26 protein-coding genes, 1 other RNA gene and 1 pseudogene are annotated in these 24,383 nt (G+C 62.8%); 14 read left to right on the top strand and 14 right to left on the bottom strand.

All coding sequences use genetic code 11. The features are described from left to right. Positions 1 to 7 precede the first annotated feature (7 nt). The 6 genes and pseudogenes from K5Q02_RS07370 (at position 8) to K5Q02_RS07350 (ending at position 5,326) form a co-directional block, all read left to right on the top strand. On the top strand, positions 8 to 1,792 hold the full coding sequence (locus K5Q02_RS07370) for a GspE/PulE family protein (protein WP_225837864.1): 1,785 nt from the start codon (positions 8 to 10) through the stop codon (positions 1,790 to 1,792). A 48-nt stretch (positions 1,793 to 1,840) separates the two neighbouring features. Further along, positions 1,841 to 2,542, top strand: a pseudogene (locus tag K5Q02_RS24530) (methyl-accepting chemotaxis protein); the annotation flags it as partial. Positions 2,543 to 2,584: 42 nt separating this feature from the next. Beyond that, positions 2,585 to 3,448, top strand: coding sequence for a methyl-accepting chemotaxis protein (locus K5Q02_RS24525; RefSeq protein ID WP_442963992.1), 864 nt, complete (start codon positions 2,585 to 2,587; stop codon positions 3,446 to 3,448). 76 nt (positions 3,449 to 3,524) lie between these two features. Then, positions 3,525 to 4,448 (top strand): SPFH domain-containing protein, encoded by a 924-nt coding sequence (locus K5Q02_RS07360; RefSeq protein ID WP_225837860.1) that lies wholly within the window; start codon positions 3,525 to 3,527, stop codon positions 4,446 to 4,448. A gap of 3 nt (positions 4,449 to 4,451) precedes the next feature. Further along, positions 4,452 to 4,907, top strand: a complete 456-nt coding sequence (locus K5Q02_RS07355) for an NfeD family protein (RefSeq protein WP_225837858.1) — start codon at positions 4,452 to 4,454, stop codon at positions 4,905 to 4,907. 116 nt (positions 4,908 to 5,023) lie between these two features. Beyond that, a complete protein-coding gene (locus K5Q02_RS07350; RefSeq protein ID WP_131182188.1) occupies positions 5,024 to 5,326 on the top strand; it encodes a DUF2388 domain-containing protein in 303 nt (100 codons plus the stop codon). A 60-nt stretch (positions 5,327 to 5,386) separates the two neighbouring features. Here K5Q02_RS07350 and gcvH read toward each other — a convergent pair whose 3' ends face one another. The 12 genes from gcvH to K5Q02_RS07290 all read right to left on the bottom strand — a co-directional run bounded on the left by gcvH (position 5,387) and on the right by K5Q02_RS07290 (position 18,956). Continuing rightward, positions 5,387 to 5,770, bottom strand: a complete 384-nt coding sequence (gene gcvH, locus K5Q02_RS07345) for a glycine cleavage system protein GcvH (RefSeq protein WP_131182187.1) — start codon at positions 5,768 to 5,770, stop codon at positions 5,387 to 5,389. 98 nt (positions 5,771 to 5,868) lie between these two features. Beyond that, a complete protein-coding gene (gene gcvT, locus K5Q02_RS07340) occupies positions 5,869 to 6,963 on the bottom strand; it encodes a glycine cleavage system aminomethyltransferase GcvT (protein ID WP_225837856.1) in 1,095 nt (364 codons plus the stop codon). Positions 6,964 to 7,170: 207 nt separating this feature from the next. After that, positions 7,171 to 8,787, bottom strand: a complete 1,617-nt coding sequence (locus tag K5Q02_RS07335) for an ABC transporter permease (RefSeq protein WP_225837854.1) — start codon at positions 8,785 to 8,787, stop codon at positions 7,171 to 7,173. A 108-nt stretch (positions 8,788 to 8,895) separates the two neighbouring features. Further along, a complete protein-coding gene (locus K5Q02_RS07330; RefSeq protein WP_225837852.1) occupies positions 8,896 to 9,897 on the bottom strand; it encodes an extracellular solute-binding protein in 1,002 nt (333 codons plus the stop codon). A gap of 138 nt (positions 9,898 to 10,035) precedes the next feature. Next, positions 10,036 to 12,477 (bottom strand): TonB-dependent siderophore receptor, encoded by a 2,442-nt coding sequence (locus K5Q02_RS07325; protein WP_225837850.1) that lies wholly within the window; start codon positions 12,475 to 12,477, stop codon positions 10,036 to 10,038. Positions 12,478 to 12,594: 117 nt separating this feature from the next. Next, on the bottom strand, positions 12,595 to 13,530 hold the full coding sequence (locus K5Q02_RS07320) for a FecR domain-containing protein (protein WP_225837848.1): 936 nt from the start codon (positions 13,528 to 13,530) through the stop codon (positions 12,595 to 12,597). Positions 13,531 to 13,533: 3 nt separating this feature from the next. Beyond that, positions 13,534 to 14,034 carry a sigma-70 family RNA polymerase sigma factor gene (locus K5Q02_RS07315; protein WP_225837847.1) on the bottom strand — a complete coding sequence of 167 codons (501 nt, stop codon included), beginning with the start codon at positions 14,032 to 14,034 and terminating at the stop codon, positions 13,534 to 13,536. Positions 14,035 to 14,120: 86 nt separating this feature from the next. Next, a complete protein-coding gene (locus K5Q02_RS07310; protein ID WP_225837845.1) occupies positions 14,121 to 15,341 on the bottom strand; it encodes a 2-octaprenyl-3-methyl-6-methoxy-1,4-benzoquinol hydroxylase in 1,221 nt (406 codons plus the stop codon). Positions 15,342 to 15,353: 12 nt separating this feature from the next. Continuing rightward, positions 15,354 to 15,836, bottom strand: a complete 483-nt coding sequence (locus K5Q02_RS07305; RefSeq protein WP_225837843.1) for a DUF4442 domain-containing protein — start codon at positions 15,834 to 15,836, stop codon at positions 15,354 to 15,356. Further along, positions 15,833 to 17,023, bottom strand: coding sequence for a 2-octaprenyl-6-methoxyphenyl hydroxylase (ubiH, locus tag K5Q02_RS07300; RefSeq protein ID WP_225837841.1), 1,191 nt, complete (start codon positions 17,021 to 17,023; stop codon positions 15,833 to 15,835). The genes K5Q02_RS07305 and ubiH overlap by 4 nt, the downstream gene beginning before the upstream one ends. 4 nt (positions 17,024 to 17,027) lie before the next feature. Next, positions 17,028 to 18,362 (bottom strand): Xaa-Pro aminopeptidase, encoded by a 1,335-nt coding sequence (pepP, locus tag K5Q02_RS07295; RefSeq protein ID WP_225837840.1) that lies wholly within the window; start codon positions 18,360 to 18,362, stop codon positions 17,028 to 17,030. Positions 18,363 to 18,401: 39 nt separating this feature from the next. Next, the gene (locus tag K5Q02_RS07290) at positions 18,402 to 18,956 is read right to left on the bottom strand and encodes a YecA/YgfB family protein (RefSeq protein WP_225837838.1); all 555 of its coding nucleotides are present in this window, start codon (positions 18,954 to 18,956) and stop codon (positions 18,402 to 18,404) included. A 141-nt stretch (positions 18,957 to 19,097) separates the two neighbouring features. Here K5Q02_RS07290 and K5Q02_RS07285 point away from each other — a divergent pair, with 141 nt between their 5' ends. The 4 genes from K5Q02_RS07285 (at position 19,098) to K5Q02_RS07270 (ending at position 20,554) form a co-directional block, all read left to right on the top strand. Beyond that, positions 19,098 to 19,307 (top strand): TIGR02449 family protein, encoded by a 210-nt coding sequence (locus K5Q02_RS07285; protein ID WP_027908823.1) that lies wholly within the window; start codon positions 19,098 to 19,100, stop codon positions 19,305 to 19,307. After that, positions 19,304 to 19,618, top strand: a complete 315-nt coding sequence (locus K5Q02_RS07280; RefSeq protein ID WP_225837836.1) for a cell division protein ZapA — start codon at positions 19,304 to 19,306, stop codon at positions 19,616 to 19,618. The genes K5Q02_RS07285 and K5Q02_RS07280 overlap by 4 nt, the downstream gene beginning before the upstream one ends. A gap of 33 nt (positions 19,619 to 19,651) precedes the next feature. After that, positions 19,652 to 19,830: non-coding RNA, 6S RNA (gene ssrS / locus K5Q02_RS07275), on the top strand. Between the two features lie 127 nt (positions 19,831 to 19,957). After that, the gene (locus K5Q02_RS07270; RefSeq protein WP_225837835.1) at positions 19,958 to 20,554 is read left to right on the top strand and encodes a 5-formyltetrahydrofolate cyclo-ligase; all 597 of its coding nucleotides are present in this window, start codon (positions 19,958 to 19,960) and stop codon (positions 20,552 to 20,554) included. On the opposite strand, the gene K5Q02_RS07265 is transcribed toward K5Q02_RS07270, so the two are convergent. Continuing rightward, positions 20,551 to 20,691, bottom strand: a complete 141-nt coding sequence (locus tag K5Q02_RS07265; protein WP_225837833.1) for a hypothetical protein — start codon at positions 20,689 to 20,691, stop codon at positions 20,551 to 20,553. The genes K5Q02_RS07270 and K5Q02_RS07265 overlap by 4 nt on opposite strands. Before the next feature lie 99 nt (positions 20,692 to 20,790). Here K5Q02_RS07265 and K5Q02_RS07260 point away from each other — a divergent pair, with 99 nt between their 5' ends. Continuing rightward, complete coding sequence (locus tag K5Q02_RS07260; protein WP_225837831.1) at positions 20,791 to 21,240, top strand: EVE domain-containing protein; 450 nt, start codon at positions 20,791 to 20,793, stop codon at positions 21,238 to 21,240. Here the strand turns inward: K5Q02_RS07260 and K5Q02_RS07255 are convergent, their stop codons facing one another. Continuing rightward, a complete protein-coding gene (locus K5Q02_RS07255; protein WP_225837829.1) occupies positions 21,241 to 21,660 on the bottom strand; it encodes a flagellar basal body-associated protein FliL in 420 nt (139 codons plus the stop codon). Between the two features lie 150 nt (positions 21,661 to 21,810). Between K5Q02_RS07255 and K5Q02_RS07250 the strand changes: the two genes are divergently transcribed. From K5Q02_RS07250 to K5Q02_RS07240, 3 genes are all read left to right on the top strand, one after another. After that, positions 21,811 to 22,788, top strand: coding sequence for an NADPH:quinone oxidoreductase family protein (locus K5Q02_RS07250; protein ID WP_225837827.1), 978 nt, complete (start codon positions 21,811 to 21,813; stop codon positions 22,786 to 22,788). Between the two features lie 84 nt (positions 22,789 to 22,872). Continuing rightward, entirely contained in the window at positions 22,873 to 23,385 is a 513-nt protein-coding gene (locus K5Q02_RS07245) for a sigma-70 family RNA polymerase sigma factor (protein ID WP_225837825.1), read from the top strand. A 2-nt stretch (positions 23,386 to 23,387) separates the two neighbouring features. Continuing rightward, a complete protein-coding gene (locus K5Q02_RS07240) occupies positions 23,388 to 24,347 on the top strand; it encodes a FecR domain-containing protein (protein WP_225837824.1) in 960 nt (319 codons plus the stop codon). Positions 24,348 to 24,383: the final 36 nt, after the last annotated feature.

Raw genomic sequence — 24,383 nt, 5'->3', positions numbered from 1 at the left:
AGCCCGCATGTCCAGCCTCTCGCCTCTAGCCCCCGACCGCCTGCTGGATCTCAACGAGCTGTTGCGCGAACTGGTCGCTCAGCGGCGAATCGCTCAGGAGAGCGCTGAGCAATGCCTGGCGATCCGCCGCAACGGTGCCAATAACGATCTGCATCCGCTGGAGTTTCTGGCAGCCCAGCAACTCGACGATCTGACGCGTGCGGGCCGCAAACTGGATCTGGAAGGGCTGACGCAATGGCTGGCGCAGCAGGCTGGGCAGCCTTACCTGCGCATCGATCCACTGAAGATAGACGCCGCCGCGGTCACGCCGCTGATGTCCTATGCCTTCGCCCAGCGCCACAAGATCCTCGCCGTCGCGGTGAACGCCGAATCGGTGACCATCGCCAGCGCCCAGCCCTTCATGCACGGCTGGGAAGCCAACCTCACCCACGTGCTGAAGCGCTCGATCAAGCGCGTAGTGGCCAACCCGGCGGATATCCAGCGTTTCACCGTGGAGTTCTATCGCCTGGCCCGCTCGGTCAGCGGCGCGACGAACAGCGATGCGAAGATCAGCAACGTCGGCAACTTCGAGCAACTGCTCAACCTCGGCGCTCAGGATCAGGAGCCGGACGCCAACGACGCCCACGTGGTGAACATCGTCGACTGGCTGTTCCAGTACGCTTTCCAGCAGCGCGCCAGTGACATCCACATCGAGCCGCGACGCGAACAGGGTAGCGTACGCTTTCGCATCGACGGCGTACTGCACACCGTCTACCAGTTCCCGGCTCAGGTGACCATGGCCATCGTCAGCCGCCTGAAGACGCTGGGGCGGATGAACGTCGCCGAAAAGCGCAAGCCCCAGGACGGCCGCGTGAAAACCAAAACGCCCGCCGGCAACGAGGTCGAACTGCGGCTGTCGACCCTGCCGACCGCCTTCGGCGAAAAGATGGTAATGCGTATCTTCGACCCGGACGTGCTGCTGCGTGGTTTCGACCAGCTGGGTTTCAGCCCGGACGACCTCAAGCGCTGGGAAAGCATGACCAGCCAGCCCAACGGCATCATTCTGGTTACCGGCCCCACCGGCTCGGGCAAGACCACCACGCTGTACACCACGCTCAAGCAGTTGGCGACCGACGAGGTGAACGTGTGCACCATCGAAGACCCCATCGAGATGATCGAGGGCGCCTTCAACCAGATGCAGGTGCAACACAACATTGATCTGACCTTCGCCAGCGGCGTGCGCGCACTGATGCGTCAGGATCCGGACATTATCATGGTCGGCGAGATCCGCGACCTGGAAACCGCCGAGATGGCCATTCAGGCGGCGCTCACCGGCCACCTGGTGCTGTCGACCCTGCATACCAACGATGCACCCAGCGCCATTACTCGTTTGCTTGAACTGGGCGTGCCGCATTATCTGCTCAAGGCCACCCTGCTCGGCGTCATGGCCCAGCGTCTGGTGCGTACGCTGTGCCCGCATTGCAAGGCGCCCCTGGAGCTCGACGAGGCGGATTGGCAAGAGCTGACCCGGCCCTGGAACGCACCGCTGCCAACCGGCGCGCACCGCGCCGTGGGCTGCGTGGAGTGCCGGGAAACCGGTTACCGCGGGCGTGCCGGGGTGTACGAGATCATGGTGCTGAACGACAGCCTCAAACCGCTGATCAGCGCCGATACCGACCTGACCCCGCTGCGCCGCCAGGCCTTCAAGGACGGCATGCGCAGCCTTCGTTTGTCCGGAGCCCAAAAGGTCGCCGCAGGTCAGAGCACCATCGAGGAAGTGTTGCGCGTGACACCGCAAAGCGAGCAGCGTTAATCTCCGCTGAACGGGCCCATCGGGCCCGACTCAGCCAGGAGCGGCGCCATGAACATCCGCCAGAAGATGCTTGCCTGCGGAGCTGTCAGCATCATTGCCACGCTTCTGGTGGGAGGCATTGGCCTCTGGGGTCAGGCGCTGCTGGGCAACGCGCTGGTCGCCAACGAAGTGAATGCCAACGCGCTGCGCAATCACATGGACGGCGACATGATGCACGATGCCCTTCGCGCCGATGTGCTGGGGGCCTTCCTCACCACTCCCGGTGACAGCGCTGCGGCCGCCCAAGTGCGTGATGAGCTGAAAGAGCACAGTGAGCGTTTTCGCCAGGCGATGGCAGAAAACGGCAAGTTGCCGCTGGCTGCCGACACTCGCAAGGCCATCGATGAGCTCGGCCCGGTGCTGGAAAACTACATCCAGTCAGCCACGCGTATCGTCGAGCAAGCGCTTGTCGACCCCGGCGCGGCACGCGCGTCGATGGCCGACTTCTCGCGCAGCTTCAGCGAACTGGAAGTGCGCAACGAAGCAGTCAGCGCGCTGATAGAAGCCAGCGTGGCACAGACCCGAACCGACAGCGAAGCCATGGTGCGCAAAGCATTATGGTGGCAACTGACTGGTCTGGGCCTGGCGTGCCTGCTGATCCTGTGGATCACCCGGCGTCTGCTGCAGTCAGTGCTGCGGCCCCTGGCGAAGGTCATCCACGCCGCGCGCACCATGGCCCAGGGCAACCTGAGCACCACCATCAGCGTCGACAGCCATGACGAAGCCGGCCAACTGCAACAAGCTCTGGCGGATATGCAGCTCAGCCTGCGCAAGATGATCGAGACGATTCGCACCGAGAGTGAAGAGCTGCGCAAAACGTCCCAGAGCCTCAGCCAAACCTCCAGTTCGGTGGCCAGAGGTGCCACCGAGCAAGCAGACAGCGCGACCAGCATGGCCGCTGCCATGGAGCAGATGATTGGCAATATCGCGCAGATCGCCGATCACGCACGCGGCGCACGCGACATCTCCGAACAGTCGGAGCACCTGACCAACAGTGGCGGGCAGGTCATTCTCGGGGTGGTAGACGGCATGAATCAGATTGCCGACGCGGTCAATCAGTCCTCGCAGACCATTACGGCACTGGGTCAGTCATCCGAGGAAATCAACTCGATCATCCAGGTGATCAGAGGCATCGCCGAGCAGACCAACCTGCTCGCGCTCAACGCCGCCATCGAAGCGGCACGGGCCGGGGAGGCAGGCCGCGGCTTTGCCGTGGTGGCCGATGAAGTGCGCAGCCTGGCAGCGCGTACCGCGCAATCGACCCAGGAAATCACCAGCATGATTCAGCGCATTCGTGAATCTACGGCTCAGGCGGTGAAGAGCATGGACTCAGGGGTCAGCCGGGTGAACGACGGCGTCGGCATGGCGCAGCAGGCCAGCACCTCGATCAACGAAATTCGCCAGGGCGTACAGCGCTCGGCGCAGATGGTCGACGAGATTTCCCACACCATCACCGAACAATCCAAGGCCAGCAACGAGGTTGCCGAACGGGTGGAGATGATCAGCGAGGTGGCCCAACGTAACAACCTGGCCATGCAGGATCTGGCCGCCATGTTGGTGCACATGGACAACTCAGCCGAGGCGGTGCAAGCCTCCGTGAAACGTTTCGAACTCTAAGTCCGCATCATTGCAACGCAATCTCCAGTACGCTTGCAGCCCATTCGAATAGACATTCAACAGGGATCTTCTTTTTATGGAAATCGGTACCGCAGTCATTTTCCTCTTCGTTGGTTTGGCATTCGCCATTGTATTCATGGGCTTCAAAGTCGTCCCCCAGGGGTCGGAGTGGACGGTCGAGCGCTTTGGACGCTACACGACCACACTCAAGCCCGGCCTGAACATCATCGTGCCAGTGATGGATCGCGTCGGCCGCAAACTCAACGTCATGGAAAGCGTGCTGGATATTCCGCCTCAGGAAGTCATCACCGCCGACAACGCCACGGTGCAGATCGACGCGGTGTGCTTCTTCCAGGTGATCAACTCAGCCCAGGCAGCCTACGAGGTGAACAACCTCGAACACGCCATTCGCAACCTGCTGCAGACCAACATCCGTACCGTGCTCGGCTCCATGGAGCTGGACGCCATGCTCAGCCAGCGTGACGGCATCAACGAAAAGCTGCTGAAAACCGTCGACGAGGCCACCGCGCCCTGGGGCATCAAGATCACCCGGATCGAGATCAAGGACATCAGCCCGCCTGCCGACCTGATGGCCGCCATGTCTGGCCAGATGAAGGCCGAGCGTATCAAGCGTGCGCAAATCCTCGAAGCCGAAGGCCTGCGTGCTGCGGCCATCCTCACTGCCGAAGGCAAGAAACAGGCGCAGATCCTCGAGGCCGAGGGCGAGCGGCAAGCCGCATTTCTCGAAGCAGAAGCACGCGAACGTGCTGCCGCTGCAGAAGCCGAGGCAACCCGCGTGGTTTCCGTGGCGATTGCCGAAGGTAACGTGCAAGCGGTCAATTACTTCGTCGCTCAGAAGTACATCGACGCCCTCGGCAAGCTGGCCAGTGCCAACAACAGCAAGGTCATTCTGATGCCGTTGGAAGCCAGCCAGATGATCGGTTCAATCGGTGGTATTGGCGAGATCGTCAAGGCCACTTTTGCCGACAAGAAGGCCTGAGTCATGCTGGCTTATCTGCAGAACCTGACGTTCTGGGACTGGCTGGCACTCGGTACCGTGCTGCTGATTCTCGAGGTGTTCGGTGCTGGTGGTTACCTGCTGTGGATTGGTGTGGCCGCTGCCAGTGTTGGCGTATTGACCTACGTGATTCCGGATACCCCGTGGGCGCTGCAATTCATTGTGTTTGGCAGCCTTTCCGTGCTTACCGCCGTGTTTTGGTGGCGTCGGCAGCGCAGCAGCGCTGGCGGAAACTCCGAGCAACCGGGCCTGAACAACCGCGGCCACGAGCTGCAAGGACGACAGTTCGTGCTGCACGAAGCCATTGCCGGTGGTCGCGGCAAGATCAAGGCCGGCGATTCGCTGTGGCTGGTAGTTGGCCCGGATATGCCAGTCGGCACCCTGGTCGAAGTGATTGGCCAGGATGGCGTTCTGCTCAAAGTGCGCGCGCCAGACACTTGAAGCGACTCACTCACAAGGCCTGCGCTGTGCGCAGGTTCCTATAACGAGAATACGGTGGAACCAGTCACGTAGCGGTGCACTCCTAAGCAGTAGGAAAACAAACAGGAGTTACTGCTATGCGCCGTTTAAGTTCGTTGCTGTTCGCTGGTCTGTTCCTTGCCGCATCCTCTCAGGCGTTCTCCGCTAACCTGCGCGATATCCTGTCGTCGGGTGCGACCACTGCGTCGACCTACCTGACGTTCAAGGACAACAAGATGGTCATCCCTGCGCAGGATGATGCCAGCAGCTACATCGCCAGCAATGGCGAGATCCGTGGCCCGTATCTGGAAGCGGCACTGCAGAAGATCCGTGCGGATCACCCTGATCTGCAAGCCAGCGATCTGGAGCTGGCCACCGCGATTCTCACTGCCCAGCAGTGATAAAAAAAGCCGGCTCGATAGCCGGCTTTTTCTATACAGCTTCTATACAGCCTTGACGACTCAGCCGTCGATACTCGCCTCATAACCAGCGCTGTCGAGCAGCTTCTCCAGTTGCGCGGCGTCGCTAGGCTGCAGCTTGAAGAACCAGCTGCCGTACGGATCGTTGTTGACGCTTTCCGGGCTGTCAGCGAGTGCTTCGTTGATTGCAATCACTTCACCGCCAACCGGCGCATAGATGTCGGAAGCGGCTTTCACCGACTCCACCACACCGGCTTCCTGGCCAGCGTCCAGTACCTTGCCGACTTCCGGCAACTCGATGAACACCACATCGCCCAGAGCTTCCTGAGCATGATCGGAAATGCCCACGGTTACGCTGCCATCGGCCTCCAGTCGCGCCCACTCGTGGCTGGTGGCGTAACGCAGATCGGCGGGGATAGAGCTCATGTTGTCGTTCCTCATCAGACAGGACGGCGACCGCGCCGTCAGGGAAATTTAGCAGGTGCGCACAGGTTGCATCCAGCCGCTCGCATGTAATGACCGTATCAGATCAACACTTTGCCGTGGCGTACGAAATTCGGCTGCACGACGCGTAGCGGGTACCACTTGCCGCGGATTTCCACTTCGGCGCGATCCCCCGTCTTGGCCGGCACACGGGCCAAGGCGATGGACTTGCCCAGAGTAGGCGAAAAGCTGCCGCTGGTAATTTCACCCTCACCCACGCCATCGACCCGCACCACCTGGTGGGCTCGCAGCACGCCACGTTCCTCGAGCACCACGCCAACCAGGCGTGAGTGCGAGCCGTCCTGATACTGACGCAGCAACGCCTCGCGGCCGATGAAAGCGCGCTCGGCTGGCTCCCAGGCCACCGTCCAGGCCAGGTTGGCGGCCAGCGGGGAAACCTGCTCGTCCATGTCCTGACCGTAGAGATTCATGCCGGCTTCCAGGCGCAAGGTATCGCGTGCACCCAGGCCGATCGGAGAAATGCCCGCGCCGACCAGGTCATTGAAAAAGGCCACCGCTTCGCCAGCCGGCAACATGATTTCCAGACCATCCTCACCGGTGTAGCCCGTACGCGCGATGAACCATTGGCCATCGGGCAGCCCCTGGAATGGCTTGAGCTCGTGAATCAGGCTGGCACGCGCCTGACTCACCAATTCAATGGTTTTGGCGCGGGCCTTGGGGCCCTGGATGGCGAGCATCGCCAGGTCGCTACGCTCGCGCAGTTCGACGGCGAAGTCGGTGCTCTGCGCGCGCATCCAGGCCAGATCCTTGTCGCGGGTCGCGGCATTGACCACCAGCCGGTAGGTCGGCGCACTGGAGGCATCGAGCAGGTAGACGATCAGATCGTCGATCACACCGCCTTCTTCATTGAGCATGGCGCTGTACAACGCCTTGCCCGGCACCTGCAGACGCGCCACATCATTGGCGAGTAGATTCTGCAGGTAGGCCTGGGCTTCGTCACCCAACACATCGACGACGGTCATGTGGGAGACGTCGAAAACCCCGCAGTCACGACGCACCTGATGGTGCTCTTCGACCTGCGAGCCATAGTGCAGCGGCATATCCCAGCCGCCGAAATCGACCATCTTCGCGCCAAGGGCGAGGTGCAGGTCATAAAGAGGTGTGCGCTGTCCCATGGGATCTCCTTCCGGGCGTTGCAAGGCTGTGGCGCGCGCAAATAGGGCCATTCCAGATGATTTTGGAAGTGGCTGCATGGCGGGCCGCAGCGAATGGCGCGCATTGTAGCCGCATGGTCGGAGCCGGTCATCTTGGACATTGACAGGCCTTGTAACAAAGCCTGCAGGACAGGCCACGAACCGGCCAGGCACCTGCCTGGCGACCGTTTATCCGATTCGCTGAGCGGAGCGGCGAATCAGCAGAATCACCGGCACCAAACCAACCAACACCAGCGTCAGGGCCGGCAAAGCAGCTCGCGCCCACTCCCCCTCACTGGTCATCTCGAAGATTCGCACGGCCAGGGTGTCCCAGCCGAATGGTCGCATCAGCAGCGTGGCGGGCATCTCCTTGAGCACGTCGACGAACACCAACAACGCCGCAGATAAGACGCCGGGCATCAGCAGCGGCAGATAGACGCGCAGGAACAGCGGCACGCCGCCGATGCCCAGGCTGCGCGATGCCTGAGGCAGCGACGGGCGAATTCGCGCCAGGCTGTTTTCCAGCGGCCCGTAGGCCACTGCCAGGAAGCGGATCAGGTAGGCCAGCAGCAATGCGCCAAGGCTACCGAGCAGCAATGCCTTACCGGCGCCACCCAGCCATGTCGACAGGGGGATGACCACCCCGTTGTCCAGGGTGCTGAAGGCCAGCATGATCGCCACCGCCAGCATCGAGCCTGGTAGCGCATAGCCGAGGTTAGCCAGGCCGACGGTGGCGCCCATCAGCCGCGTCGGCGCCATACGACGGGAGAACGCCAGCAACAACGCAACGGCGACCGTGATCAGCGCCGCCGCCACGCCCAGGTACAGGGTGTGCTGGATCAGCGCCAGGTAACGCTCATCCAGATCGAAGCGCCCGCGCTGCCAGAACCACACCAGCAGTTGCAGCACCGGGATGACGAACGCACAAGCGAACACCAGCAGGCACCAGCCGCTGGCCGCTAACGCGCGCAGGCCGCTAAGGTGGTACAGCGCCCCGCTACGCGGTCGCTCGACGGAAGGCCGCACGGCACCACGCGCCCGCCGCTCGCCATAGAGCACCAGCATCACCGCGAACAGCAGCAGGCAAGCCAGCTGCGCGGCGCTGCCCAGGCTGTAGAAGCCGTACCAGGTCTTATAGATGGCCGTGGTGAAGGTATCGAAGTTGAATACCGATACGGCGCCGAAGTCGGCCAGGGTCTCCATCAGTGCCAGCGCCAGGCCGGCACCAATGGCGGGTCGTGCCACGGGCAGGGCGACCCGCCAGAAAGCTTGCCAAGGCGAATGACCGAGGGTGCGTGCCGCCTCCATCAATCCCCGACCCTGGGCCAGGAATGCATTGCGCGCGAGCAGGTAAACGTAGGGGTAGAACACCAGCACCAGAACGATGATCACCCCGCCGGTGGAACGCACTCGCGGAAACCGCACGCCACTGCCGAACCATTCACGCGCCAGGGTTTGTACCGGCCCGGAGAAATCCAGCAGGCCGACGAACACGAACGCCAGTACATACGCGGGAATGGCGAATGGCAGCATCAGCGCCCAGTCCAGCCAGCGCCGCCCGGGGAATTCGCAAAGGCTGGTCAGCCAGGCCAGGCTCACGCCCAGCACCGTTACGCCAACGCCCACGCCAAGCACCAGGGTCAGAGTGTTGCCGATCAGCCGTGGCAGTTGCGTCTGCCACAGGTGCGACCAGATCTGCCGATCCACCTCGTGCCAGCTGGCCAGCAGAACCAGCAGGGGCATGAGCACCAACAGGGCCACGGCAAAGGCGATGGGATACCAGCGGCGCTGGGCGGGATGAGCCACGCAAACTCCTAGAAAGCGCAAAGCACGACGCCCCGGACAGGCCGGGGCGTCGAATTACCAGTGTCTGACGAGTGGGTTTAGGGCCCGTTCAGGCACAGCAGTCAGTGATCAGTTCCAGCCAGCACGATCCATCAGGCGGATAGCTTCGGCCTGGCGCTTGCCGGCCACTTCCACGGCGATGCTGTCGGCCTTGAACTCACCCCAAGAGGCGACTTCGGCAGATGGCTTCACCGCCGGATTGGCCGGAAACTCCTTGTTGGCGTCGGCAAAGATGTTTTGCGCCTCGGCACTGGTCATCCACTCGACCAGCTTCTGAGCGGCTTCGGGATTCGGAGCGTTCTTGGTCAGGCCTACACCGGACAGGTTGACGTGCACACCGCGATCGCTCTGATTCGGCCAGAACAGCTTGGCTTTCAGGTCGGGCTTCTGCTCGTGCAGGCGGCCGAAGTAGTAGGTATTGACGATGCCCACGTCGCACTGGCCAGCGGCAACGGCGTTGATTACCGAGTTGTCATCGGGGAATACGTCCGTGGCCAGGTTGTTGACCCAGCCCTTGACGATCTCTTCGGTCTTGGCCTCGCCATGGGTTTCGATCAGCGTGGCGGTGAGCGACTGGTTGTAGACCTTCTTGCTGGTACGCAGGCACAGGCGGCCTTCCCAGTTCTTGTCGGCCAGCGCTTCGTAGGTGGTCAGCTCGCCATCTTTCACACGCTCAGGCGAAAACACGATGATGCGCGCACGCAGCGACAGGCCAGTCCAGGCACCGCTGGTAGCGCGGTACTGAGCAGGAATGTTGGCGTCGACAACGCTGGATTTCATCGGTTGCAGAATACCCATCTGCTCGGCTTGCCAGAGGTTGCCGGCATCCACGGTGAGCAGCAGATCCGCTGGCGTGTTCTCGCCTTCGGCCTTGATGCGCTCCATCAGCGGCGCTTCCTTGTCGGTGATGAATTTCACCGCAACCCCGGTCTTGGCGGTGTAGGCATCGAACACCGGCTTGATCAGCTCGTCGATACGCGAGGAGTAGACGACCACTTCATCGGCCGCCTGCACAGCGCTGGCAAGCGTACTGAGGGTGAAAACAGCGAGAAGCGCGCGGCGTACCGACATGACAGAGACCTATTGGAGTTGGAAGAGCGAGGATGATAGTGACTCGCATCTACAACGCACACCGTTAGGTCATTGCCAGATATTACCGCTGTCCCTGAACAGCGAGTGCCCACGTCAGCGTGGGCACTCGACGCCTCATCAGTAGTTATATTGCAGGCTGGTCATGACGTTGCGCGGCGCGCCATACAAGCCTGCCGCCGTGGTGGTGAGGTACTCCTTGTCGAACAGGTTGTTGAGGTTTACCGATGCCGACAGCGCCGGCGTGAGCTGGTATTTGGCCATGAGGTTGACCAGCGCGTAGCTGCTCTGCGTGGTCGCATAACTGAGGTCGTAGCCACTCTCGCTCTGCCAGTTCACGCCGCCGCCGACGGTGAGTTTGTCCAGGGCGCCCGGCAGTCGATAGCTGGTAAACAGCTTGACGCTGTTACGCGGGATCTCGGTGACGATACGTTTGTCGTCATCATTGAAACTAACGCTGTAGGAGTAGCCACCCGTGAGCTGCCAACCGTCGGCCAGCTCACCATTGACCTCCAGCTCCACACCTTCGCTGGTGGTGCCATTTTCCGCCTTGTAGGCCTGGAAGCCGTTGGGCTGCAGCAAGCTGCCGTTAGCCACTGCGAGGTTGTCCTGCTCGACACGGAACACAGCCAGGCTGCCATTGAGGCGCCCGTCGTAGAAGTCGGCCTTCAGCCCAAGCTCGTAGCCGGTGCCTTCCTGAGGATCCAGAGGTGTGCCGTTGACGTCGCGGATGTTGGCATTCTGCGGGTTGAAGATCTGCGTGTAGCTCGCGTAGGCCGTCCAGGTGTCGCTGAGGTCGTAGACGAAGCCGGCATAGGGAATGACGATGCCGGTTTCGGTGCGCTCCGTTTTGCTGGTGGCGCCGCCATACAAGCGGCTTTTGCTTTCGCGATTCCAGTCCACCACACGCGTACCAAGGATCAGGCTGGCTGCATCGGTCAGGTGCCAGCGCGACGTCAGGTAGGCGGCGTACTGGGTTTCGGTCAGGTCGCTTTCACCGATCTTGTTGAATACTGGCTTCGGCGCCTGGCCGTCCCAGCCGTAGATGTTGTCGATGCTGCCGGCATAGCCGGAGCCCGGACGCTGCCAGCCGCCATAGTTGGAGGTTCCCCGCTCCTCGAGACGCGACAGGGTCACCCCGCCGATAAGCTCATGCTCACGCCCCAGCAGCGGGAAGAAACCGGTGAGGTAAGCGTCGAGATTGTCCTGCTCGGGGGTCGCCTGCCAGCGGGTCGGCATGATGTAGGCACCCGAGCCGGTGGCCGGGTTGATGAGGCCATCCATGTAGCTGACCACGGTGTCGTAATCGTTGCGCGCGTGGCTGTACTCCACCTTGCCGCTCCAGCCATTGGCGAACTGATGTTCGACGGAGGTGAACAGCGTGCTCTGCTGGCGATCGTAGTACGTCCAGTCAGGCGAGCTGTTGAACGAGCGCTTGATGTCGGTTCTTTCGCCGCTGGTGGTGAACAGCGGAAAGCCGGTACGCATCGGTGCGTTGCTGTTGGTCGTTTGATGGCTGAAGCCCAGGGTCAGCAGGGTGGATTCACTCAGATCCAGCTCGGTGATGCCGTACAAGGTACTCACCTCCTGGCTGAAGCGGTCGATCCAGGCATGCTGATCCTTGTGATCGACGACGAAACGCCCGCGCACATTGCCACTCTCGGTCAACGCGCCGCCGACATCCACACCCAGGCCATAACGATCCCAGCTACCGGCTTCTGCCGACAACTGCACCTTGGGCTCGATGCCCGGGCGTTTGCGGATCAGGTTGATGGTCGCAGACGGGTTGCCCAGGCCGCTGACCAGCCCGGTTGCGCCACGCACCACCTCTATCCGGTCGTACATGGCGGTGTTCTGGGTGTAGTTGTCCATGCCCGCCGACGTCGGTACGCCGTCGATGGCGAAGTTGCGGATGGCGAAGCCGCGCGACAGATAGGTGGTGCTGTCAGCGCCCAGGCTTTCGCGAATCACGGTGATGCCAGCGGTGGCATCCAGCGCATCGGTCAGGCTGTCGAGGTTCTGGTCATCCATACGCTGGCGGGTCAGCACGGTAACCGATTGCGGCGTTTCCTTGAGGGACAGGTTCAGGCGTGTCGAGCTGCTGGACGACTCCGTGGTGTAGGAGCCCGTGCCCTCGGTGGTCGACCCCGGCGCCTTGCCGGAAATGCTCAGTGCGGACAGCTCCAGTCCTCTACCCTGACCTTGACTGGTCGGCACCAGCACATAGCTGCCGTTGCCCTGGCGCTGGGCCTGCAAGCCACTGCCCTGAAGCAGGCGCGCGAGCCCTTCGTCAACGCCGTAGTCGCCCTGCAGGCCCGGCGAATCCAGCCCCTCGGTCTGCACCGCTGCGAATGAAAGCGTCACCCCGGCGACCGTCGCGAACTGGCTCAGCGCGGTGCCCAGCGAGCCAGGGGCAATGCGGTAGCTCTGTACCGCCGCCTCCTGCGCCAGAACCTGGCCTGGCATTGCAAAGAGAAGAGGTATCGACGCGCAGGTCAACCCGAACAGGGCCAGGTGAACGGCGCGGGCCATCGGCTTGGCCGGCGAGAGAAAGCGGGGCATGGTCATTTCCTTGTCATGAGCTGGGCAGATCCGCGGTGATGCAAAACCGCTTCATGTGCTTGGCCGAATGAGAATGAAAATCGGCAACCCCCAATAGCTATTTTTTTGCAAAACAGTTCAGGCAGGCTCGATACGCGCCCAATAGCGACTCAGGTAACGCACCCGAATGGGCAACGAGGCGCCCAGATTTTCCAGAATGATGTCCGTGTCGTCGATCCGAAAAGCGCCAGACAGGCGCAGACCAGCCACCGCATCGGCACACTTCAAATAACCGGGACGGTAACGCGCCAACTCGGCGATGAAGGCATCCAGGCGCCAGTCGATCACCGTCAGCATGCCCTGGGCCCAGGCACCCGCTCCCGGCGGCAATGCGCTGGGTGTACCGACCGCAGCGGCCTCGACATCGACCTGTTGATTGGCACCGATGCGCACCGCCCGATTGGGCTGCCGGGCGGCACGTACCTCGACCGCATCCTCCAGCACCGCAACCTGAGTGCTGTCGCCCTCGCAGCGCACGCTAAAACACGTCCCCAACGCTCGTACGCTGCCCTGCGCGGTATGCACCACGAAGGGCCGTCCGGCCGGATCAGCAGCGGTACGCACGAGTATCTCGCCGCGATGCAGCTGCAATTGCCGCAGGTTGGCGTCGAAACGGATATCCACTGCCGTCGCGGTATTCAGATCGAGCACGCTGCCATCGCTCAGTTGCAGGTGGCGGCGCTCGCCGGTAGCCGTGCGCTGATCGGCAAGCCAGCCCTGCTTAGGTGCGAGGTCGAAAGACGCCCAGCCCGCCGCCCCGGAGGCGAGCAGCAAGCCCAGCGTCTTCAGCACCACACGCCGGCGCGCCCGCACGCCGTCCAGCGCCGGTAGCGCGACATCGGCAGGCAAGCCGCCGAGCTGATGCTGCAAGCGCTCCACCCGCGCCCAGGCCTGGCGATGCCGGGGGTGCTGCGCCAGCCACTCACGGTGTGCCCTGCACTCGGCTTCGCTCGGCGGCGTGGCGTTGAGCTGCACGTACCAGGTGGCGGCCGCTTCCAGGGTCTGGCGATCCATGGCTCAGTCTTCCATCAGCAACAGGCAATGGGTCATGGCGCGGATCATGTGCTTCTTCACCGTGGTCACTGACACGCCCAGGCGCTCGCCGGTGGCGACATAACTGAGCCCTTCCAGCTGCACCGCCAGAAAGATCCGCCGCGTGCGCTCGCCAAGACCGTCGAGCATGGCGTCGACCGCAGTGAGGGTTTCGAGGATCAGCAGACGGGTTTCCGGCGAAATGTCCATCGGCTCCGGACGCAGTGCCAGCACATCGAGATAGGCCTGCTCGACGGCCTGGCGACGGAACTTGTCGATCATCAGCGCGCGGGCAATGGCGCTCAGGTAGGTGCGCGGCTCGCGAATGGCCTGCACGTCACGGGCACTGAGCACCCGCAGGAAGGTGTCCTGGGCCAGGTCAGCAGCATCGCTGGTATTGCCCAGGCGTGCCCGCAGCCAGCTTTTGAGCCAGCCGTTGTGTTCGCTGTAGAGAAGATGCAACGCGGAATGATCCGTGCCGGACATGGCAGCACCAGGGCGAAAGATGATAATGCATCGCATTGTCTTCCAGCCACAGGTATGACGCAAGGCCTGAACGCCCCGTGCAGCGCTTAGCGGGCCCTGGCCAGATCCGGCAGATCGCCGCTCAGGCCCAGTGCCTGGCGCACGAACAGCGCTTTGGCCTCGTCCAGGCCATCGACCACTCCCAAGCCAGTGTTGCGCAGCAAGCGCAGCGTCAGCGAGTCGCTCTGGAACAGCCGCTGGAAGCCTTCCATCGCCGCCATCATCGCCAGGTTGTGAGGCATGCGGCGGCGCTCGTAGCGGCTCAGTACGCGCTCGTCGGCCAGTCGTTCACCACGCCCGGCTGCCTGCGCCAGCACCTCGGCGAGCACTGCGGCGTCGAGAAAGCCCAGGTTGACGCCTTGGCCGGCCAGCGGGTGGATGGTGTGGGCGGCATCGCCGATCAGCGCTAGCCCAGGTTCGACATAACGCTTGGCGTGGCGCTGGCGCAGCGGGATGCACAGGCGGCGATCCACGTGCAGCACCTCGCCAAGGCGGTATTCGAACGCCTGGCCCAGGGCTGTGGAAAACTCATCGTCAGCCAGCGCCATCAAATCAGCAGCCTGCTCCGGGGTGGTCGACCAGACGATCGAGCACCAGTGCTCGCCATCGCGCTCGCCCAGGGGCAGAAAGGCCAGCGGGCCCTCGTCGGTGAAACGCTGCCAGGCGGTGGCCTGGTGCGCATTGGCACAGCGCACGCTGGTGACGATGGCGTGGTGCAGGTAATCCCACTCGCGGGTTTCACAGCCCGCCAGACGACGTACCGCCGAGTTGGCGCCATCGGCCGCGACCACCAGCGGGGTGCGCAATTCGCGGCCGTCGGCCAGGGTCAGCAGCCAGTCATCGCCGGAGTGGCGCAAGCGCTCCAGTCGCGCATCGGCGAGCAGGCGCACGTCGCTGGCGTGCAGGCGCTCGAGCAGAGCGTCCTGCACCACGCGGTTCTCGACAATATGGCCGAGGATATTGGCATGCACGCTGGCAGCGCTGAAATGGATGCTGCCGGTACCGCTGCCATCCCACACGCGCATATCGCGGTACGGGCAACTGCGCCGAGCCAGCACGCCGGGCCATGCGCCAAGGCGTTCGAGGATGCGCTGGCTGGCCATCGACAGTGCGCTGACCCGCGGCTCGTAGGCCGCGCTGCAATCGAACGGCTCGACCTGCAGCGGCCCGCCGTCCAGTACCAGGCAATCCAGCCCCTGCTCGCGCAGCGCCAGAGCCAGGGCGCTGCCGACCATTCCAGCGCCGACGATGATCAGATCTGCATGCATTTGGTCCATTCCTCAGGCTGCCTGCCGCAGGCGCGGCTTGAGCCGCACGTAAAGCGTCTTGTGTACCCGTGCGACCAGGGTGCCATCGCCATCACGGACTTCCACCTGCAACTCGGGCAGGTACTTCTCACCCGCAGCGGTGTGCTGACGCACCTCGTCGACAAATGCCTGGTCGATGGCGAACGAGGCGAATACCGGGCCTCTGCCGGGTGCGATGAAATCGATGCTGGCGGCCTTGTCCCAGACCACGTAATCGCGGCCCAGGTTCTCCATCAGCATCAACATGTAGAAAGGATCGGTCATCGAATACAGGCTGCCGCCGAACTGGGTGCCCACGTAATTGCGGTTGTACCAGCCCAGACGCATCTTCACGTCGACCTGACGAAAATCCGCTGCGATGCGCCGAATCCATACGCCAGCGCCCAGATAGGGCGGGTAGCAATTCATGACCCAGCGCAGCAGGCGAGCCTTGCGCGCCAGCCGGCGGGCGTTCATCGCTGGGTACCGCGAGTACCCATGCCCATGGCCTGACGTGCGAACCAGCGCTTGGCCGGCGGCAGCAATTCAAGACCGAGCAGGCCAAGGTTGCGCCCCGCGGCGAGCAGCGGCTGGTCGGTGCTGAACAGCCGGGTGACCTGATCCGAGAAGCCAACGGTGAAGGCCTGATCGCCAGCCTGAGCACTGGCGTAGCGCTGCAGAGTGGCCAGGTCGCCAAGCGGCGCAGAGCTCGCCAGCACGGTATCGGCCAGGGCCCGCACATCACGCAGCGACAGGTTGAAGCCTTGCCCGGCAATCGGATGCAGACTGTGCGCGGCATTGCCCAGCACCACCAGATTGGAACGTACCTGCTCGGCCGCTTCGACCAGCACCAGTGGATAAGGCACCCGCGCGCCGACCTGGCGCAACGCACCGAGGCGATAACCGAAGGCTTCCTGCAGCTCGGCGAGGAATGCCCGTTCGTCCAGCTTGAGCAGACGCTCGACATCGCCACTCGGGTGCGTCCACACCAGCGCACAGCGATTGTCGGACAGCGGCAGCAACGCCAGTGGCCCGGACTCGGTGAAGCGTTCGAAGGCTTCGCCAGCGTGTGGCCGCGAAGGCGTGATATTGGCAATCACCGCGGTCTGGTCGTAAGGCCGCTGATTCACCGTGATGCCCAACTGCTCACGCAGCGAGGAGCGTCCGCCATCGGCGAGTACCGCCAGGGAGCAGTCGATCAGGCTTTCGTCATCGAGGGTCAGGCGATAGCCATCCGGCAGCGCCTCCATCCGCTCGACCTGGGCCGGGCAGCGCCAAAGGATCACCTCAGGGTCGAGCGCCTGCCACAGGCAGTGGCCGAGCCAGGCGTTTTCCACCACATAACCCAGGGCAGGAACACCTTCCTCCTCGGCACTCAACCGCGCGGCGGCGAAGCGACCGCGATCCGATACGTGTATCTGCTTAATGGGAGTGGCGTGCTGGGCGATCGCCGGCCACAGGCCAAGATCTTCGTAGATCAGCCGCGAGCCGTAGGACAGTGCCGTGGAGCGGGCATCGTAGCTTGGCTGGTAGCCTTCGCCGGGAGCAAATGGCTCGACCAGAGCGATTCGCCAACCGCGCTTGCGCGCCTCGCCCTGCAGTGCCAGCGCCAGGCTGGCACCGACCAGACCACCGCCGATGATCGCCAGATCGACCCGCAGCATGGCCTCAGGCCACCTGCGCGCGGGCGGCGGCCATCAGCGCCTCGATCTCGTCGACGGCCTTGGGCACGTCGCCGGTGAGAATCTCGCAACCGGTCTTGGTCACGACGACGTCGTCCTCGATGCGCACGCCGATGCCGCGCCATTTCTTGGCGACATTCTGGTTATCCACGGCAATGTAAATACCCGGTTCGACGGTCATGGCCATGCCCACTTCGAGCACACGCCATTCGCCGCCGACCTTGTACTCGCCGACGTCATGCACGTCCATGCCCAGCCAGTGGCCGGCGCGGTGCATGTAGAACGGTTTGTAGGCTTCCGCGGCGATCAGCTCATCGACATTGCCCTTGAGCAGGCCCAACTCAACCAGACCGGCGGTGATCACCCGCACCGTGGCTTCATGCGCCTCGTTCCAGTGACGACCCGGCGCGATGTGTTTGAAGGCTTCCATGTTGGCCGCCAGCACAATCTCGTAGATGGCCTTCTGCTCGGGCGTGAAGGTACCGCTGACCGGGAAGGTACGGGTGATGTCGCTGGCATAGCAGTCGATCTCGCAGCCGGCGTCGATCAGCACCACGTCACCGTCCTTCAGCACAGCGTCGTTCTCGCGGTAATGCAGAATGCAGGCATTTTTGCCCGCCGCGACGATTGAGCCGTAGGCCGGCATCTTCGAGCCGCCCTTGCGGAATTCGTAATCCAGCTCGGCTTCCAGGTGGTACTCGTACAGCCCCGCGCGGCTGGCCTGCATCGCCTTGATATGGGCACGTGCGGAAATCTGCGCCGCTTCGCGCATCACCTTCACCTCCCCGGCCGACTTGTACAGACGCAGGTCGTGCAGGAAATGATTGAGGGCGACGAACTCTTTCGGTGGCGTGGCGCCCTGGCGCGCCTTGGAGCGGATCACGTTGACCCACTCCATCAGGTGGCGGTCGAACTCCGGATTGGTACCCACGGCGTAATAGACACGCTCGCGACCTTCGATCAGCCCCGGCAGGATGTCGTCGATATCGCCGATGGGAAAGGCATCGTCCGCACCGTAGCGACTGATGGCGCCTTCCTGACCGGCACGCAGGCCATCCCACAGCTCACGCTCGGGATCACGCTCACGGCAGAACAGCACGTATTCGCCGTGCTCACGACCGGGAATCAACGCGATCACCGCATCGGGCTCGGGAAAGCCGGACAGGTACTGGAAATCACTGTCCTGGCGATACACATGTTCAACATCACGGTTGCGGATGAACACAGGCGCCGCCGGCAGAATGGCGATGCTGTTGGGTTCCATCAACGCCATCAGCGCCTTGCGTCGACGGGCGTATTCCGCTTTGGAGATGCTGGTCATGGGCAGGCTAGGTTCCGATCAGTCGAATAAGGGGCGGGATCAGTGCAGTGAAGGCTTCGGCGCTGGGGCAGCCGGCTTGTTGCATTCGGAGAACAGCAGTAACGGCGCCACACGCAGGTACTCGGTGACCTCCATGTAATCGTTCTCGCCGTCCTCGGACTCATCCAGGGCATTTTGCACCTGAGCGATGGCGGACAAATCCTGCAGCACTTCCATGGCTTCGCCGCTCAGCGCTGCATCGCCAGAGGTCAGACCGAAACCACCGAGGAAGCCCTGGCACCATTGGCCTAGAGCGGCGGCACGTTCGGCCAGCGGGGCTTCGTCGGAGGGCAGCAGCAAGACCACGGTGACATCGTCACCGGTCAACTCGCCACGAACCATCTCCTGCAGGCCAATCAGCGCCTGGCGGACGTTGTCCGGCGGCTCGCTGCCGAGCAGTTCGATGGCATCGACCAGCCAAGGGCCGGCCTCGAAGCCGGCACCCGCACAACTGCGGCCCAGCAGCAGGCCATGCAATTCGGCAGGAGAAACAGAGGAACCACCACTGGCGAGCAAGGTGGCGAATGCAGCGTAGGGAGAACTGGAAGTCGGCATCGATCACTAGGCGCCAAGAGGCGCAATCACTAGAATAGAGGGCTTGTATCCTAGCATCGGCAGACGCGCCAAGACCATCAACGGGTTTTTACTCCTCTGCCGACGCGCCTATACACTCTGAACATGCCAAAGCGAGAGCCAATGGAAGACGCCGATTTACAAGCCCTGACGGCCAAGTTGGAGTTGCTTATCCAGCGCGTCGAGCGCCTCAAGGCTCAAAACCGTCTCTTGCTAGAGAGTGAACAGGCTTGGCGTGAAGAGCGCGCTCATCTGATCGAAAAGAACGAAATGGCTCGGCACAAGGTCGAATCGATGATTTCGCGCCTTAAGGCCCTGGAGCAGGACTCATGACCCAATCGAATACCGTTACCGTTCAGATCCTAGACAAAGAATATTGCATCACCTGCCCTGCAGATGAGCGCAGCAACCTGCAAAGTGCCGCCCGCTACCTGGACGGCAAGATGCGTGAGATCCGCAGCGGCGGCAAAGTGATCGGCGCCGACCGCGTTGCCGTGATGGCCGCGTTGAATATCACCCACGACTTGCTGCACAAACAGCAACACCTGGATCAGCAGGCCACTGCGAGCCGCGATCACGTACGTGACCTGCTTGGGCGGGTCGACAATGCCTTGGTCGATGATGCCGATGGCCGTGGCGTCTGACCAACGGTCGTCACTTTGCGTTATACTCGCCGCAGCTCCCTGGAGTGTGCGCCAGTTGGTGATGTCCCTGAGCCGATACGCACAACCCTGGGGGTTGTCAGTTGATGCCGGTGTGCATGTCCGCTCGACGGAAAGCCTTAAGGTTTCCTGCAACCTCCACCTTGAACTTTCGGGTTCAAGGGCCAAACCGACAGCGGCACGCTGGGGAGTCACAATTTATAGCCTGTTGCTGGCTCACGCTGGCAGCGGGCTTTTTGTTTCCTGCCTTTTGTCGCAGCAACGCTGCGGGCCGTCGCCCGTGACGTTAAAAATCGCTCCGCGCGGTATGTTCATCTGCGCATGATCGAAAGCGATAACCTCACTCGCACCCAACTGCGCCGCAAACTGCGCCAGCAACGCCGCGCGCTAAGCCCTGCCGCTCAGCGGAACGCCGCCCTGGCGCTGTATCGTCAGTTGGCCCAACACCCGCTGTTTCGCCGCGCCCGGCATATTGCGCTGTACCTGGCTAACGACGGGGAAATCGACCCGCATCTGCTCATCGCGGCGGCTCATGCCCGCGGCAAGCAGGTGTATCTGCCCGTACTGAAATCCTGGCCGCGCACCAGCATGGTGTTTCAGCGCATCGACGCGCACGAGAAATTGGCAGGCAATCGCTTCGGCATCCTCGAACCCCAGCGCAACAATCAGCGCCAGCGCAAAACCTGGGCACTGGATCTGATTTTGCTGCCACTGGTTGGCTTCGACCAGCATGGCGGCCGGCTGGGCATGGGCGGTGGCTTCTACGACCGCAGCCTGGCCTATCGCACACGGCGCAAAAATTGGCACAAACCGACGCTACTTGGGCTGGCTCACGCTTGCCAGCAAGTGGACAGCCTATCCATGGCAAGTTGGGACATACCGCTAAATGCCACCGTTACCGATGACGGCTGGCACTAACGCTTGATGAAGCCTGACTGAGCACCGACCGGCAGCATGGAGTCTTGCTGCCACTGGCTTTGCGTATACCCGGTCGTCACCACGCCCAGGCTGAACACCACAACCAACACCCACAATAAATCCGGTTTTCTCTTCATCACCACCGCCCCTCCGGATCAATCGCCCGGGACTAACAAGGTATATTTGCCGAAATCCCTTCGCACACTCACCGCCCTGATACCCCGAGAGCAAAGTTCATGCCCTACTGGCTGATGAAATCCGAACCCGACGAACTGTCCATTCACGACCTGCAGCGCTTGGGCGAAACGCGCTGGGATGGCGTACGCAATTATCAGGCGCGCAACTTCATTCGCAGCATGCAGGAAGGCGATCAGTTTCTGTTCTATCACTCGAGCTGCCCGCAGCCGGGGGTAGCCGGCATTGCCCGCATAGCGGGCAGTCCCTACGCAGACCCAGCGGCGCTGGACTCGAAAAGTCACTACTTTGATGCCAAGGCCAGCGCGGAGAAGAACCCCTGGACGGCCATCGACGTGGCATTCGTCGAAGCCTTCCCACGGGTCATCCCACTAGCCGAACTGAAGGCTCAGGGCGCGCTGGAGGAGTTGGCGCTGGTACAAAAAGGCAGCCGCCTGTCGGTGATGCCGGTTACCGAAGCACAGTGGACGGCGATCCTACTGCTGCGTTGATCAGCCCTGCAAAATCAGGTTGTTGAACAGCAGGTCTTCGACCAGTGGCTGGCCTTCTTCATCGCTGAGCACCTGCTGCACCTGCTTGAGGGCTTCCTGACGGAGCTTTTCCTTGGCGTCGGGCGTAGCCAGGCTTTCCTCGGTCTGCTGGGAGAACAGCATCACCAGTTGGTTGCGGATCAGTGGCTCATGGTGCGTGACCTTGGCTTCGGCCTCAGCACCGGTGACGCGTAGCGCGACGTCAGCCTTGTAGTACTTGAGCTTCGGGCCGGCGCCGAAGTTACCGACCAACGCAGGCGTCAGGCTGTGGTAGATGACCTGCGGCGCGGCGCCCTCGCCTTCTCCTTCCTTCTTTTCCTCATTGGCGAAAGCCGGGATCGACAGCGCGCAGGCAAGCAGAAGCGTGATGAGGGTTTTCACAGGGCGATCTCCATTGAGTTGCCCGCAAGCATAGCAACGCCTGCGGCGGATCCCAACGCTTATACCAAGCCATCAGACCAAGCCATGCTCGTTGACCCGCACAGCAGCCTACCTAAACTGCAGAGCCAACCGGCTAAAGAGTGGACTGCGATGAAAGCGCTGCTGTGCAAAGCCTTCGGTACCGCCGAAACCCTGGTACTCGAAGACCTCGAGAGCCCACGCCCCAAGGCCAACGAGGTGTTGATCGAAGTTCAGGCCGCTGGCGTGAATTTCCCCGACACGCTGATCATCGAAGGTAAATACCAGTTCAAGCCGCCCTTCCCCTTTGCGCCCGGTGGCGAGGTGGCTGGCGTGATCAGCGCGGTGGGCGACAAGGTTAGCCACCTGCAGGTCGGCGCCCGGGTCATGGCGCTGACTGGCTGGGGCGGCTTCGCCGAGCAGGTCGCAGTGCCGGCCTACAATGTCCTGCCGATGCCCGACAGCATGGACTTCATCAACGCCGCCGCCTTCGGCATGACCTACGGCACCTCCATGCACGCCCTCAAGCAGCGCGCAGCCTTGCAGCCAGGTGAAACCCTGCTGGTGCTCGGCGCGTCCGGCGGCGTCGGCCTGGCGGCGGTGGAGATCGGCAAGGCAATGGGCGCCCGAGTGATCGCCGCAGCGAGCAGCGTCGCCAAGCTGGAAGTCGCCAAACAGGCGGGTGCCGATGAGCTGATCGACTACAGCACGCAGAACCTCAAGGAGGAAGTGAAGCGCCTGACCAATGGGCAGGGTGCCGACGTGATCTACGACCCGGTGGGTGGCGACCTGTTCGACCAGGCAGCACGCAGCATCGCCTGGAACGGCCGGCTGCTGGTGGTCGGCTTCGCCAGCGGGCGTATCCCGGAACTGCCGGTGAACCTTATGCTGCTCAAGGGCGCTGCAGTGGTCGGCGTGTTCTGGGGTGCTTTCGCCCAACGTCAGCCCGCCGACAACGCCGCCAATTTCGGCCAGCTGTTCGTCTGGCATGCCGAGGGCAAGCTCAAGCCACTGGTCTCACAGACCTATGCGCTGGCAGATGGCGGCGCGGCCATCGATGCCCTCGCGCAGCGCAAGGCGGTCGGCAAACTGGTGGTCACAGTGCGCTGAGGATATCGGCACAAAGCGATCATGCTATGCAAATAAGAACCATTGCTATATAAAGCGCGCTTTATTTCTCCGGATATTGCGCGCATGTCGACCTTGTCCAGCCTGCACGACGGCCCTGCTGCTGCGCATCACCTCTACAGCGAGCACCACAGCTGGTTGCGCCTGCGCCTGCAGCAGCGCCTGGGCTGCGCGTTCGATGCGGCCGACCTGGCCCATGACACTTTCCTGCGCATTCTTGCCCGCCGCGATCTTTCCGATATCCGCGAACCGCGGCCCTATCTGGCCACCGTCGCCAAAGGCCTGATGGTCAACCACCTGCGTCGCAAGGCGCTGGAACGGGCGTACCTGGAGAGCCTGGCGAACCTCCCCGAAGACCTGCTGCCAGGCCCTGAAGCGCGTTATCTGCTGCTGGAAACCCTGCTGGAAATCGATGCTCTGCTCGATGGTCTGCCCGCCAAAGTGCGCCAGGCTTTTCTGCTATCGCAACTCGACGGCCTGACTTACCCGCAGATCGCCGAGCACCTGGGCGTGTCGCTCAGTTCGGTGAAGCAGTACATGTTCAAGGCCATCCGCCACTGCATGCAGCCAGGCCTCTGAACATGAGTTCCCGAGCGCCCTATCAACCGCTGTCCGATAACGCGCTCGACCAGGCTGCACACTGGTACGTCACCCTGCATGCCGGCGATGCCAGCGAACAGGACCACCAGCACTGGCGGCTATGGCTCGAAGCGTCGCCCGAGAACGCCCGGGCCTGGGCCTGCGCCAATGGCGTCGGCGGCCACTTCAAGGGGCTGCCGGCCGATCTGGCCAGAGCCACGCTGAATGCACCGGCGGGTATCGGCCGTCGCCGCGCGATAAAGCACCTGGCACTGCTGATGGGCGTTGCTGGCAGCGGCTGGTTCGCCTTGCGTGAGCAGCCCTGGCAGCGCTGGACTGCCGACTATCAGACCGGCCTGGCCGAGCAGGGTGAATGGCGCCTGGCCGACGGCAGCCTGCTGAACCTCAACAGCAGCAGCGCCGTTCGCGTCGAGTTCAGCCAGGCAGAACGCATCCTGCATCTGCTCGATGGCGAACTGCTGCTGGAAACCGGCCGCGATCCCCGTCCGCTAAGGGTGATCACCGCCGAAGGCAGCGTCCGCCCCATCGGCACGCGCTTCTCCGTCAGCCAACAAGCCGGACATTCACGGGTCGCGGTATTCAGTGGCCGCGTAGAGCTCACCCCCAGCGCCGCCCCGAGCAGCCGGCGCCAGCTCGACAGCGGACAGGTGTCGCGCCTGTACCGCGCCAGTAGCGACACGCCGATGCCTGCCAGCGATGACCTACTCGCCTGGCTGCACGGCATGCTGATTGCCGATGACATGCCGCTAAGCGAATTCGCCAGTGCCTTCGAGCGCCAGCGCCGCGGCAGAGTGACTTGCGCCGCAGCGGTGGCCGACCTGCGCATATCCGGCGCATTCCCCCTGAACGACAGTGACCGCGCTCTCGATTCCCTGACCGCCAACCTGCCGGTGCGCATCCGCCGCTTCACCCGCTACTGGGTGCATATCGAGCCGCGCTGAAAAAAATCCTCTGCGCGGCCTGTACCTTTTCGATTC

This window comes from Pseudomonas sp. MM211 (genome assembly GCF_020386635.1).
Taxonomy (GTDB): domain Bacteria; phylum Pseudomonadota; class Gammaproteobacteria; order Pseudomonadales; family Pseudomonadaceae; genus Aquipseudomonas.
This window is presented reverse-complemented; position numbering and strand designations above follow the sequence as displayed.